Source organism: Allomuricauda sp. MMSF_3307, assembly GCF_030733585.1.
Classification (GTDB): Bacteria; Bacteroidota; Bacteroidia; order Flavobacteriales; family Flavobacteriaceae; genus Flagellimonas.
Genome location: NZ_JASHIQ010000002.1, coordinates 350957 through 364264, shown reverse-complemented (window position 1 = coordinate 364264; position 13308 = coordinate 350957). Strand labels below are relative to the sequence as shown.

11 protein-coding genes are annotated in these 13308 nt (G+C 42.6%); 5 read left to right on the top strand and 6 right to left on the bottom strand.

Features of this window, described 5'->3' with window-relative positions:
- Window positions 1-81: 81 nt before the first annotated feature.
- The 5 genes from RBB12_RS06040 (at window position 82) to RBB12_RS06020 (ending at window position 5457) form a co-directional block, all read left to right on the top strand.
- A complete protein-coding gene (locus tag RBB12_RS06040) occupies window positions 82-1893 on the top strand; it encodes a sensor histidine kinase (protein WP_306013257.1) in 1812 nt (603 codons plus the stop codon).
- A 9-nt stretch (window positions 1894-1902) separates the two neighbouring features.
- Entirely contained in the window at window positions 1903-2316 is a 414-nt protein-coding gene (locus RBB12_RS06035) for a response regulator (protein ID WP_306013258.1), read from the top strand.
- 108 nt (window positions 2317-2424) lie between these two features.
- On the top strand, window positions 2425-3510 hold the full coding sequence (locus RBB12_RS06030) for an efflux RND transporter periplasmic adaptor subunit (protein WP_306013259.1): 1086 nt from the start codon (window positions 2425-2427) through the stop codon (window positions 3508-3510).
- Entirely contained in the window at window positions 3507-4769 is a 1263-nt protein-coding gene (locus RBB12_RS06025) for an FtsX-like permease family protein (protein ID WP_306013260.1), read from the top strand. The genes RBB12_RS06030 and RBB12_RS06025 overlap by 4 nt, the downstream gene beginning before the upstream one ends.
- A 10-nt stretch (window positions 4770-4779) precedes the next feature.
- On the top strand, window positions 4780-5457 hold the full coding sequence (locus tag RBB12_RS06020; RefSeq protein ID WP_306013261.1) for an ABC transporter ATP-binding protein: 678 nt from the start codon (window positions 4780-4782) through the stop codon (window positions 5455-5457).
- 149 nt (window positions 5458-5606) lie between these two features.
- Here the strand turns inward: RBB12_RS06020 and RBB12_RS06015 are convergent, their stop codons facing one another.
- The 6 genes from RBB12_RS06015 to RBB12_RS05990 form a co-directional block, all read right to left on the bottom strand.
- The gene (locus RBB12_RS06015) at window positions 5607-7883 is read right to left on the bottom strand and encodes a hypothetical protein (RefSeq protein ID WP_306013262.1); all 2277 of its coding nucleotides are present in this window, start codon (window positions 7881-7883) and stop codon (window positions 5607-5609) included.
- 979 nt (window positions 7884-8862) lie between these two features.
- Window positions 8863-9072: a heavy-metal-associated domain-containing protein gene (locus RBB12_RS06010; protein WP_051947607.1), complete on the bottom strand. Its 210-nt coding sequence runs from the start codon at window positions 9070-9072 to the stop codon at window positions 8863-8865.
- A gap of 27 nt (window positions 9073-9099) precedes the next feature.
- Window positions 9100-11358, bottom strand: coding sequence for a cation-translocating P-type ATPase (locus tag RBB12_RS06005; RefSeq protein ID WP_306013263.1), 2259 nt, complete (start codon window positions 11356-11358; stop codon window positions 9100-9102).
- Window positions 11359-11655: 297 nt separating this feature from the next.
- A complete protein-coding gene (locus RBB12_RS06000) occupies window positions 11656-12219 on the bottom strand; it encodes a DUF305 domain-containing protein (RefSeq protein ID WP_036383513.1) in 564 nt (187 codons plus the stop codon).
- A 111-nt stretch (window positions 12220-12330) separates the two neighbouring features.
- On the bottom strand, window positions 12331-12555 hold the full coding sequence (locus RBB12_RS05995) for a heavy-metal-associated domain-containing protein (protein ID WP_288978077.1): 225 nt from the start codon (window positions 12553-12555) through the stop codon (window positions 12331-12333).
- Window positions 12556-12759: 204 nt separating this feature from the next.
- The gene (locus tag RBB12_RS05990; RefSeq protein ID WP_081894514.1) at window positions 12760-13299 is read right to left on the bottom strand and encodes a helix-turn-helix domain-containing protein; all 540 of its coding nucleotides are present in this window, start codon (window positions 13297-13299) and stop codon (window positions 12760-12762) included.
- Window positions 13300-13308 lie beyond the last annotated feature (9 nt).

The window sequence follows — 13308 nt, the reverse complement described above, 5'->3', positions numbered from 1 at the left end:
TCTCCTACAAAAAAGTAATTAAAAGGTTTACAAGGATGCCCGTGTACCGACTTTGATGGACATCATTCAAAATAGCACTTTATGTGGAGAAATATACTAAAAACAGCCATTGCCCTCTACATTCCACTTCTCATCTTCTCTTTGTATTGGGGTTATGTACAAAAGCAAAGTCTCATACAAAGTATGGGAACCATACAGCAGCGTAACATTCTCAATAAAAGCTACCACTTGATCGATCAAAGCATCAATTTGATCAGTATAACCTCCTTTTGGTCGGATATCAACTTCCCTGAGGCCTTTTCAAAAACTAACCCCCTTGATGCTACCTTCATCAACAACTATATCCGAATTATGCAGGGTTACCCCATTTATGACCAATTGCGGTTTATCGACTTGCATGGGGAGGAGGTGTTACGGTTTGAAAGAATAGCCCGAGACAGCATGGCCCCTAAAGAACCGCAAAACAAAATCGATAGGGACTATTTTAAAAGAGGGCTGGACCTTGAGAGAGGCCAAGTCTATGTGAGCCCCATTGAACTGAATAAGGAAAATGGTGTGATTGAGGTTCCCCACAGACCGGTGTTGCGAGGGGTGACCCAAATTTTTGATGGCAACGATGTGCAGGTAGGATTGGCCGTGGTCAATTTTAACATGGACAACATTTTCAGTTTTATGAAATCACGAATTACTGAAGATAACTTTTTCTTGCTGGACACCGATGGCCGTATCATTACCTCCAATCTTGACTTTAATACCCTTGCGCATCAAAATAAGATGACCCCAAAGGACTCCTCCATCCAAAAAAGATTGGAGCTAAAAAACCTCATTTTTAAGAAGGATACCTTTTTTATGGAAAACGGGAGTCTCTGGACCTATCAAAATGTGCGAACAGGATATGAAAGGGATGTGGGCATGAACCGCTATGCGGGCATGGCGGAAATTGTTTCCGATAACGATTGGGCCATTGTCCAAGAAATTCCGCCCACCTACATAAGGAGCAGATTGGATACCATCCGTAAAAACTTGATTCTTTTTAACGTACTCACATTGGGTGTCATCGGCTTAATTGGTTTTGGCTATGCCCACACCCAAAAGGAAAAACGAAACTTTGTTGCCCAGCTCAAAAGAAAAAACAAAGAACTTTTGGCCAGTGAGGCCAAACTTCATGAATCCAACAAGCTGGTGGAGCGCTCCAATGAGCAACTTAGGGTTCGCAATAAGCAACTAGAAGATTTTAACTACGTAGTGGCGCATAATCTGAAGGCTCCTGTGAGCAGTATGAACATTATTGTAGACCTCTTGAGCAAATCCCCTGACCAGAAAACGTTTGAGGAACTGTTCCCAAAACTGGAAACCATTTCGTCCAACATTCAGACCCTGACGGATGATGTGCAAACCTATGTGTCCATTTTGAACCAAAGGAAGCTGGAGCTGGAGAACGTCAACCTCCTTTTAAAGTTGAAGGACGTAGAAAAGGATTTTGTGGAACGACTTCTCGATGAGGAAGAACAAAACTTTACCATCGAATATCATTTTGATGAATGGCATGCCTTAAAATGCAATAGATTTTATATGAGGAGCATTTTGCACAACCTCTTATCCAACGCCCTCAAATTCCGACGGCCCGATGTAAAATCCCATATCATTTTTGAAACCGCTTGGGAAGACGGCAAGAAAGTTCTTTATGTGAAAGATAACGGTCTTGGCATTGACCTTGAGCGACATGGCGACAACCTTTTTAAATTGTATAAGCGGTTCCATCGGGATGTTTCCGGTAAGGGAATGGGGCTTTTTATAGTAAAATCCCAATTGGAGGCCATGAACGCTTCCATTACTGTAGACAGTGAGGTCGGCGTTGGTACCACATTCAAAATTAAATTCAACAATTCCTAATAAGAAGAAATGAGAAACCCCAGTATCCTTTTAGTGGATGATGACGAAGTCTATATCTACGTGACCAAGAAAATCTTGGCCAATATGTCCGATGATATTTCCGTAAAATCCTTTAATGATGGGGAACAGGCCATCGAATTCATCCAAACGTGCACACAGGAGAACAACCCGCTACCCGGAGTTATTTTGCTGGACATCAATATGCCCTATTTGGATGGGTGGGGCTTTTTGTCCGAGTTCAAAAAATTGGTGCCCAAATTGTCGGAAAAAGAAGTGAACATTTATATGGTCACCTCTTCCAATGACCCGCACGATATGGAACGTGCCAAGGAATTTGAACAAGTTACAGGCTACGTGGTAAAACCAGTTTTTGAGGATAAGTTGGCAGAAATTCTAACAGATGTATACGATGAGAATTGGTAGATCATGTTTTGACCCTGTTTTAGGGAATTTCTAAGACTTTGCTGATTTTGCTCATATCCCAACTCGGTATTTTGTTGGTACTTTGAGGAATATACCATCTTAGTTACCATGAAGTACCTTGTGTTTTCGGTGATTGGTGCCTACCTCCTATTGGCTTGTTCGGGGCCAAAGGAAAAGACGTACCCGCAAAAACTACCCATGACGGAATCTGTATATGCTTCGGCGACCGTTCAGCCGGACAGTCTGTACCATGCCTATTCGGTGGCCATCGGAATTCTTGAACATATTTGGGTGGAAGAAGGCGACACCGTTTCCAAAGGGGATTTGCTGCTTCAGATCAGCAATACTTCCCCGGAAATGAACAAGGAAAATGCGCGACTGGCCCTTGAACTCGCTCAAAAGAATTATACGGGCACCTCGGCGGTATTGAACAGCATTAAAGATGAAATCGAAGCAGCAGTGTTGCAATTGGGTAATGATTCCATCAACTTTTACCGACAAAAAAAGCTTTGGGACCAAAGCATAGGATCTAAAGTTGAGTTTGACAATAAAAAGCTGGCCTACGAACTTGCCCGAAACCGACTCGATGCCCTAAAAAAGAAATTTGAACGAACCAAAAATGAACTTGAAACACAGTTAAGGCAAGCGGAAAACAATTACAGATCCTCGCTTACCAACACCAACGATTTTACCATTACAAGCAAGATTAACGGAACGGTATATGCACTGTACAAAAATCTTGGGGAAATTGTCAATACCGTAGAACCCGTGGCAACGTTGGGCATGACCAATAGGTTTGTTGTGGAACTGTTGGTGGATGAGGTCGACATCATCAAACTGCGCAGGGGACAAAAAGTCTATATTACCTTGGATTCCTATGGCGATACCGTATTTGAAGGTACAGTGCACAAAATCTATCCCCGAAAAGATGAGCGCTCACAGACCTTTACAGTGGAAGCCATATTCAACACCCCTCCTAAGACATTATATCCGGGGCTTTCGGGAGAGGGCAATATTGTCATTTCTGAAACCAAGGAGGCATTGGTGATTCCAAAAGCATTTCTGATCAATGGTAGCACGGTGTTGACGGATGAGGGAGAAACACAGGTAACCACAGGACTGGAAAATATGTCCATGGTTGAAATCCTTGACGGCATCGATGAACATACGGCACTATATCCACCCGAACCATGATCAATTGGAGCGTCATATTGGGCATTGCCAAAACCCATCTTATTACCAAGATGAAATCCACCATAACCGCCACCCTTGGAGTCACTTTTGGAATAGGTGCCTATATTACTTTGGTAAGTTTTATGACGGGGCTCAACACCATGCTGGATAATCTGGTACTCAATCAAACACCACATATCCATTTGTATAATGAAATCCGCCCCTCCGATGATCAACCCATCACTATGACCGAGGCGTTCCAAAACGGATTCAACGTAGTTCACTCCATTAAACCCAAACTGAGCCAAACTAAAATCCATAATGCCCTCCCCATTCTCAGTTATCTCAAAAAGCAACCCAATGTAGATGGAGCAACCCCGCAGCTACGGGCTCAAATTTTCTATCTGTCAGGTTCCATGGAACTTGGAGGAAACTTGGTAGGGGTTGATATTATGGAGGAAGTAAGATTGTCCAATCTACGGGATAACATCGTGGAAGGCTCTCCGGAGGACCTGAAAAACAACGCTAACGGAGTTCTCCTCGGCTCAGGTTTGGCCGAAAAGATGTCGTTATCAACCGGAGACAGAGTACAGATCAGTACGGTATCCGGCACCGTGTTCCCGCTAAAAATTGTAGGCATCTATCAAAGTGGGATTGCGGAGGTGGATAATGTACAAAGTTTTGCCAATCTAAAAACGGTACAACGTATTTTGGGGGAGGCAGAAAATTATGTTACGGACATCAACATTAGATTGGTGGATATTGCCCAGGCAGAATCCATGGCCAAACGCTTGGAAAATCAGTTTGACGTGCAGGCCATGGGAATCAATGAAGCCAATGCACAGTTTGAGACGGGTTCAAATATTAGAAACCTCATCACCTATGCAGTTTCCATCACCTTACTGATCGTAGCCGGATTTGGCATCTACAATATCCTGAACATGTTGATTTATGAGAAAATGAAGGATATTGCGATTCTCAAGGCCACGGGCTTTTCGGGAAATGATGTGCAGCTCATTTTTATGGGTCAGGCCATCATCATAGGCATCGTTGGAGGTGCTTTGGGTCTGTTGATCGGCTTTTCACTTTCAAGCCTTATCGATCAAACCCCTTTTGAAACTGACGCTTTGCCGACGATTACCACCTATCCGGTAAATTACGATCCCGTTTATTACCTCATCGGGATAGTTTTTGCCCTTTTGTCCACTTTTATCGCAGGGTACCTGCCCTCCCTGAGGGCCAAAAAAATTGACCCTGTAAAAATTATTCGAGGAACTTGATATGGGGGCTATGGAATTTGTTTTAGAAACCAAACATATCAACAAATACTTTCGCAAGCCAAAGGAATTTCATGTGCTGAAGGATATCTCCTTTGGAGTGAAAAAGGGAGAGTTTACGTCCATTATGGGGAAGTCCGGCTCCGGAAAATCCACCTTGCTCTATATCTTGTCTACCATGGATACGGATTATGAGGGGCAATTATACCTCAACGATCAACTGATTACAGGTAAATCGCATAAGGAACTGTCCCGCATACGAAACAAGAACATTGGATTTGTATTCCAGTTCCACTATTTATTGTCGGAATTCAGTGTTTTGGAAAATGTGATGTTGCCCGCCAAAAAGCTTGGGGAAAAGTCCCTTGGGGAAATTGAGCACAATGCGCAACAAAAACTGGAAATGCTGCACATTGGCCATTTGGCGCATCAACGGGCCTCCAGGATATCGGGAGGGGAAAAACAGCGTGTGGCCATCGCCAGGGCTTTGATCAACGACCCCACTATTTTGATGGGAGATGAGCCCACGGGAAATTTGGACAGTCATAACTCGGACAATGTGTTCAATATCTTCAAAAAACTAAAGGAGGAACAAGGATTGTCCCTTTTGGTGGTGACCCATGATGAGGATTTTGCGAAAAGGACCGATCGCATTGTTCAATTGGAGGATGGTAAAATTATGTCGCAGTGATAACTATTTACCGGCATTTGACCGCTTGCGAAATACCTCGGATGATTTAAGCATCTGCATAGGTGGAATACAATATCTCCAACTTTCGCCCTGAGGCCATCTGAGTTTGTATTGGCCCATGCTGAGGAGGACATGAAAAGAAAACTAAACTACTGGGCTGCGGACGATACCCTGACCCGTTCCATGGAAGAAGTCAACCTTCCATTCTCGTCCATACCCTCTACGAACAATACTATTTCGTCGTAACCATAGTCAGGTATTTTTAGTATGCACGTCCCGTTTTTATTGATGGTGGGGTTGGGAAACCAACCAATGCTTCCAAAATATCGGAAGGACTCACTGGACAGGTTGTTGTACTTGGGGGTGTAGTATTGCTTTGCGGGCATAAACCCATTGGATACCCTATGCGTAAAAAACCTTTCATCCGGCGTGAATTTGTCTGAGTGCCCGGCACCAACGTCGCCCTCCTTGCGGGTATAGACCCGAATGACGCCCCCTGCCCCTCCGGCTTCCATGGCCCCGGTACGATCGATATAATAGCTTTTTACCTTAGTTGTGGGGAAATCCAACAAAATATCAAAATCAGGATAACGGACATCGTCAATGTATAGAATCGGGGATGGTTGTACCAAAGAAAAGGACAAGACCCGTTTTGTGGTAATGCGTATCCTATCGTACCCCGCGTTGGGAACCTCCCAAACATTGAAACCACTGGAACGTATAATATCCAGCAATCGAGGATAGAGTCCCTCCGTCTCCTCGGTCACAACTTTTAGGTTACCTTCGGACACAAAGGGTGTGGTGATTCTTTTGATGCCCCTCTTTTCGCTTACAACTACTTCCTCAAGGCTAATCGTATTTTGTTCCGGTAAAACAAAGTTTTGGAGTTCAACTTCTCCCAAACCATCCACCAACACGTCATTTTCTATTCCCCTAAAAGGTTCCAGTTCATATATTCTATCCGTGGATTGTCCTGTATCCAACCTCAAAAAAAGATTGGGCATGGTAAGCTCGCCACGCTTGTTGAGCAAGGTAAGCCTCAGCTCTTCGCCCTGTTCCACAAAATAATTGTCCAAACTAAAGGCTTCGGATTGTTCCGATAATGGGATAACGGTAGGTTCACTTTGGTTACCAGCATAAACCAAAAGGTCGGTACTCTTGGGGACCTTGGAGTTAATGGAGCCGAATACATCAATTCCGGCCCTATATTGTATTTTCTTTTGAGGGGGTTCGTTGAAGATGTTGTCCCAATCATACTTGGACCAGCCCTGAGTTAACAACAACATATCCAAATCTTCCATGGCACGTTTTGAAAAATCCGTGAAATACTGGTCGGACTCTTCGATATAACCACGCACATAAGGTTTAAGCAAAAATGAGCTTAGGATATTGGAATTGAAATTGTAGGCTTTGGTGCCCACAGGAAGTACTGAAATACTGGCGAAAGAGGTTGTACGCTTTTCAAACCCAGAGAGGGCCACTTCCATGGAATCTTTGTCCACTTTTTGCACATTGGCGTCCAACGATAGGGTTTTTATTTGCTTATCATTGAAAAACAGTCGTTCCGCAATGGGTACTCCACGGTTATCTATCAAGGTAAGAATATTCATGCCCGAATGGAGCTCGCGCTTATCCAAGATATGGGAGGCATAAAGTTGATTTTCCTTGAAAACCACATCCAAGCTTTTGAGCAATCCATCCCTATGGATAAGAATACTGTACGGCTTTGAACCTATTTCCCTTTTTGTCTCGGCATTGGTGCCGACCAAAACCAGAATCCTATCTTCCGATATATTTCTGGTGGATAGCACGAGCCCCAACGAATCGATAGCTGGGAGTGGAACCCTCCATTCCTTACCATTAGGGTTTGACACGGTGGCCCAATACCGTTCGCTTGCAGAAGGGGTCATTACCACTTTTGCAAAACCAAGTCGATTGGTCCTGAAACGAACTATTTCTTCTCCGATGTGGTTCCTTATGATACCAACCATATTGGCACCGGCATTCCCATTTTCATCAATCATTTTGATACCCAAAACACTTTGTACATTGGAGACCCAGTGTCCGCTTTCCGGAAAAAATTGAATATCGTAATCCTCTGAAGGGTTATTATTTTCAAGGACCAATTCGCTATTCAACACCATAAATTGCTGAACAAAGGAATCATCCTCCTTAAGGTCCTTCATCCAACTGGTGGAGGCTTTGATATAATATTGCCCATCCACAAAAGTGGAGTCTATGGCTATTTGTCCCTGCAACCGCCCCTCCTTACTCAACACCAAGTGTTTTTCCTTCTGATTACCATCCTTATCATAAATACCTAAATATACATTTACAGCTTCCTTAAAGGGCTCTGCCTTCACACGATTATACATATATCCTTTAAACCAGATATGCTCTCCACGTACATAAGTACTTTTGTTCATGTGTAGAAAAATAGATATGCGCGGATTGCCAAAGTATTCCTGAAAAGCGGGCTTGATTTTACTTGTGACGGATAAGTTTTGTCCAAAAAGTGGCAGGGCGAGAAAGAACAACAATAACAAACCCAAAATCGAATTCTTGGATAACATTGAAAGGATTTTACAGATTGAATGTTTTTAAAGATACCACTTTCGGGAGTGATATGAGTTAGTGAAAAGTTAATATGAAAATTAAAGAGAAAACCCCTGAAATAGAAGGCTTAAAAAAAAGAATCCCTAATTGTTTATCCGCAGCACCGCTTTAGTGCTGTAATGGGAATCGCGCACTTAAAATGTGGACTTGGCTATTTAAGATAGATGAGCTACAAACAAAAAACACTGAAAATCATAAGATTAACAGTGTTTTGATTTTACTTAAATAAGGTAAGTCGGGATGACTGACCTCTTGAAGAGGCGCTAACCCATTAATATCCAGAATATTATGTCGATTTTCCCAAAATAGGACATCCCATAGGACATCTTCGTGTGAAATAATGATTTTCACAACGTAAATATCGATATTTAAAATCAAACCACACCATCTTGTTTTATTTAATTTTAAATCAAAATAGACAAAGGAATTTTTGTGAGTTCAAAATCTCATCACAAACAAGATGATTATCTATTCGCCCTATCGACAAGCAGATATAATAAGAACTTTGATTGTCATTTTTAAACTAGCTGTATAAATTACAAGATTTAGATTTTTGCCACCAGTGTTCCAGCCAAGCCATTACTGGTCCACCTTACATGATGGACACAATCAAGTTTAGAGGTTTTGATTGCAGTGATACCTGAATCTTACGATGTTTTCAATACTACCAATGACCATGCCTATACCGAAGTTGTGTAGAAAAATCCAATAAACTTATACAACCCGAATAGGATTAAGGTAACCCCCAACCCTATTCGAACCATTTAATATATTCTTCTGGACATTCCTTTATTTCTTGGTCAAATGATATCCAGCCGATTCAACAGCAGAAGTGATTTCCTCTTCCGTAGCACTTGTAGTCTGTACGGTCAACAATTTGTCTTGGGAGGCAAAGTCAACAGACCAATCGGTCACGCCATCCACCTTATCCAAAAATGGTTTTACGGTATTGGCACACCCACTGCACTTAATATTTGATTTGAATTGTAATGTACTCATGTTCATCGATTTTAAATTAGAAAATTACTATAGTTTAATCGTTTTAAGCCTCAAACTGTTCAATACGACCGATACACTGCTAAAAGCCATAGCGGCACCAGCTATCATCGGATCTAACAAAAATCCATTGATCGGATACAGCAGCCCTGCAGCTATAGGAATTCCAATGATATTGTATATAAAGGCCCAAAAAAGATTTTGCCTTATACCTATAACGGTCTTATGGGAGAGCTTCAACGCTTTGGGAATGGCATTTAAATCAGAGGTGATCAAGGTCATTTTCGCGACATCCATGGCAATGTCGGACCCTTTGCCCATCGCGATACTGACATCTGCTTGGGCAAGTGCCTGCGAATCATTGATACCATCGCCCACCATGGCGACCACCTTTCCACTTTCTTGAAGCCCTTTCACAAAATCAGCTTTCTCTGATGGGAGTACTTCGGCTTCATAGCTTTTGATACCCACCTGTTGTGATACGGCTTCGGCGGTCATCTTGTTATCACCGGTCATCATGTAAACTTCCATACCATTCCCCTGCATTTCCCGTATGGCTTCCTTTGAGGATTCCTTTATACTATCCATAATGGTCAAAATCGCCTTCACCTTGCCTCCACCGCCAAAGTATATGACCGTTTTGGCCTCCTGCTCTAACCCTTCGACCATGTGCCCCAGGTTGTCATCCATGGCGATTCCTTTTTCGACCATCAACTTATGATTGCCCACAAGGTATTGGGTTCCATCCAATGCCTCAGCGCGAACACCTTTTCCTGTAATACTATTGAAGTTCAAAATTTCGACCGGATTTACCTTTCTATTTTTTAAAAAGGAGACCACGGCTTCAGCCAAGGGATGTTCGGACTGTCCTTCCATGGCATATAAAATTTGCTCCAGGGCCCTGTGATCGGTCACATGGTCCGCAAAGACCATATCGGTCACCACAGGCTTTCCTTCAGTTATGGTACCCGTTTTATCCAGGACAATGGCATTCACTTTGTAACCCAACTCCAAACTTTCCGCATCTTTGATGAGGATATTGTGTTCGGCCCCCTTGCCGATTCCCACCATGATGGCTGTGGGGGTTGCCAAACCCAGCGCACAAGGACAAGCTATTACCAATACGGCAACTGCGGTCAACAGTGCATGGGTAAAAGCGTCCTCACCTCCCAGGAACATCCAGGTGATAAATGTCACCACTGAAATCGTCATTACCACGGGAACAAAAATACCGGCAATCCTGTCCACCAATTTTTGTACGGGCGCTTTGCTCCCCTGTGCTTCCTGCACCATCTTGATGATCTGGGACAAAAGGGTCTCCCCTCCCACCCGGTCAGCTACAAACTGAAAGCTTCCTTTTTGGTTTACGGTACCGGCAAAAACTTTTTCATCCTTTGTCTTTTCTACAGGGACGGGTTCGCCTGTGATCATACTTTCATCAACATAGGAACTTCCTTTGGACACCGTTCCATCCACAGGGATTTTCTCTCCCGGTCTGACCAATATCGTTTGACCTACCTTGACCGAAGAAATAGGGATTTCCCTTTCCTCCCCATCTGCTATCACCTTTAAGGTCTTGGGCTGCAACCCTATCAATTTCTTTATGGCGGAGGATGTATTTGATTTCGCCTTTTCTTCCAATAATTTCCCCAATGAAATAAAGGTGATGATCACTGTGGCCGCCTCATAATATACATGGGGTTCCATGCCTTTACTGAGCCAAAATTCAGGAAAAAAGGTATTGAATGCACTGAACAAAAAGGCAATGCCCGTACTGAGTGCGACCAAGGTATCCATATTGGCCTTACCGAATCTGGCCTGTTTGAGGGCATTTATGAAAAAACTTCGGCCAAACCAGAACAGGATAGGAACGGCAAGTACCAACGAAATCCACCTACCCAGGACCCAATCCATAAAAAACATCCCCAGAAGGAAAATGGGAAGTGTCAAAATAGCGGACCAAAGGGTTCGCTTTTTTATGGATACATAATGCTTTTTCGAAAGCTCTTCCTGTACTTCGGTAGGATCCTCGGCATCCACAATTATATCATAACCGATTTGACGTACCGCATTTTGAAGATCGCTTAGGTCCATAGCACTGTCATACTCCACAAGGACCATACTGTTGGCAAAGTTGACACTGGCATTGTAGACCCCTTCGGTATGGCCCAGCATGGATTCCACGCTGGATGCACAGGCAGCACAGGTCATTCCAGTGACCGGGAAAGATTTTTTTGACACCATCTTCGCTTTCCTTTCGGTGTCCTCAATAATATCGATTGCATCCATTTTCTACTCCGATTTGTATGGTACAAATTTCAGAATAGACCTAAAATGCACTGTTACGTTATTTACTGAAAGAGTTGTAGAATTTTCCGAAAAATCAACCTTTACCTTTCTTCGTCAAGTACTTAACCTTAATTGGTGAGTGGTTTTTAGAATTCGGCAACATCTATGAGATCAGGTTCGCCCACGTCAATCTTTTTTGGAGAATTTGCACCGATCAGTTTAGAATATATTCGATAGGACAAACCATTGTAGTGAACTTGGGGCAAAACAAGAACATTGGTAGTAAATAATCGCCTCTCATTCGGCCAGATTCTTTGTTTCTTCGCTAAGCGATCCCTCGAATTTAGGAATAGGCCGCTTTTCTTTTCCTGCTTCGGTTTCCACTATTCCATTTTCCTTAATGTCGTTTATCAACCACTGCATTTCCATTATCTCCCTGCGTTGTGCCTTGATAATTTCATTGGCAAGCTCCCGTACCCTGACATCTTTTATTTGAGAACGTTCACTGGTCAAAATAGCAATGGAATGATGGGGTATCATTCCTTCCATGTAGTCGACTCCTGATACGGTGACCTGACTCCTGACCAGCCATATCCCACCTGCAATCAACAAAACACCCAAGGCTAATATTGACATGTTCTTGCGTCGGTCTTTATACATCTGTAGCATATATAGCAGCATAATAATGATCATCGATCCCCCCATAATCAAAGTCATGAAAAATCTAGTCTCACTATACCAAAAGTGATCAATGATTTGATATGAGTGGGTGTACATTAAAAAAAACATGGCGACCATTGAAGTACCAATCATCGCAAAAAACTTTAAATAATTATTGGATTTCCTTTGACTATCTTCCATTGTGCAAATTTTATCTGGTTATTGTGATTATTCCTTGACTTTCGAGTATTGTATTGTTCCATTCCAATTGTAGGCCTGACAATTTACCTGTCCCAGTTATCGTATATCGGTTCAATTGGCTTTGTTCATCGCTTGTATTTTATATTGACCCCCCTTATTTTCCAATGCCTTTTGTAGCTTTTCAAGGGGGACCTCAAATTGCGACTCCACTGTAGCTTCTGCGTTTTTTAGATCGACCGCTACATCGGCTACACCGGCCACATTGAAAAGAGTTTCTTCAACGTGCCCCCTACAGCCATCACAAGTCATTCCTTCTATTTGGTATCTTCTTTTCATGTTGTGATCATTTTTTATTTTAACAATTTTACACCTAGAATCAACAATGTTGGTTCCAACACGTATGGGAAAAGTAACACTTTCTGTATAAGGGCGTTGTTTGAAAAAAAACAAACCTTGACCCATTTGCGAAGAAAGGTGTTTTTTAAATAGCGTTTAGGAGGATGGTTCCTTGGAAAGGTATTGCGCCCTTAATGGTAGAGGTTAAATATCATCAAGCGATATTCTATTTTGTATGGCACTTTTCTTAAATTGTGTAGGTGTCATTCCAGTAACTTTTTTAAATTGGTTGCTTAAATAGGCAACGCTGCTATAGTCCAATTGAAACGCTATTTCCTTTAAGCCCAATTCGTCATAAACAAGAAACTCTTTGATCTTTTCAATCTTTTGGTTGATGATATATTGCTCCAAGGTAATGCTTTCCACCGCGGAAAACAGCGAACTAAGATACTTATAGTCAAGATGCAATCCATCGGAAAGGTATTCGGGCCATTTGACCTTTTCCATGGGTCCGGTGTAGTGTATCGCCTCAATCACTAGGTTTTTGATCTGTTCTATCAACTGACCTTTACGATCGTTGATGATCGTAAATCCAATTTTCTCAAGTCGTTCGTTGAGACCTTCCCGTTTTTCAGGCGTGATTTTCCCATTGAGGGTTATTTCACCCAACGACACATTCATATAGGGAATGCCCTCATCGTCCAAAATACCTTTGACGGCCATGATGCATCTCGGACAGACCATGTTTTTGAT

Bases quoted from the DNA above. Each gene is read 5' to 3' on its own strand.
- RBB12_RS06040 (WP_306013257.1), top strand. From the start codon at position 82: ATGTGGAGAAATATACTAAAAACAGCCATTGCCCTCTACATTCCACTT.
- RBB12_RS06035 (WP_306013258.1), top strand. From the start codon at position 1,903: ATGAGAAACCCCAGTATCCTTTTAGTGGATGATGACGAAGTCTATATC.
- RBB12_RS06030 (WP_306013259.1), top strand. From the start codon at position 2,425: ATGAAGTACCTTGTGTTTTCGGTGATTGGTGCCTACCTCCTATTGGCT.
- RBB12_RS06025 (WP_306013260.1), top strand. From the start codon at position 3,507: ATGATCAATTGGAGCGTCATATTGGGCATTGCCAAAACCCATCTTATT.
- RBB12_RS06020 (WP_306013261.1), top strand. From the start codon at position 4,780: ATGGAATTTGTTTTAGAAACCAAACATATCAACAAATACTTTCGCAAG.
- RBB12_RS06015 (WP_306013262.1), bottom strand. From the start codon at position 7,883: ATGAACAAAAGTACTTATGTACGTGGAGAGCATATCTGGTTTAAAGGA.
- RBB12_RS06010 (WP_051947607.1), bottom strand. From the start codon at position 9,072: ATGAGTACATTACAATTCAAATCAAATATTAAGTGCAGTGGGTGTGCC.
- RBB12_RS06005 (WP_306013263.1), bottom strand. From the start codon at position 11,358: ATGGATGCAATCGATATTATTGAGGACACCGAAAGGAAAGCGAAGATG.
- RBB12_RS06000 (WP_036383513.1), bottom strand. From the start codon at position 12,219: ATGGAAGATAGTCAAAGGAAATCCAATAATTATTTAAAGTTTTTTGCG.
- RBB12_RS05995 (WP_288978077.1), bottom strand. From the start codon at position 12,555: ATGAAAAGAAGATACCAAATAGAAGGAATGACTTGTGATGGCTGTAGG.
- RBB12_RS05990 (WP_081894514.1), bottom strand. From the start codon at position 13,299: ATGGTCTGTCCGAGATGCATCATGGCCGTCAAAGGTATTTTGGACGAT.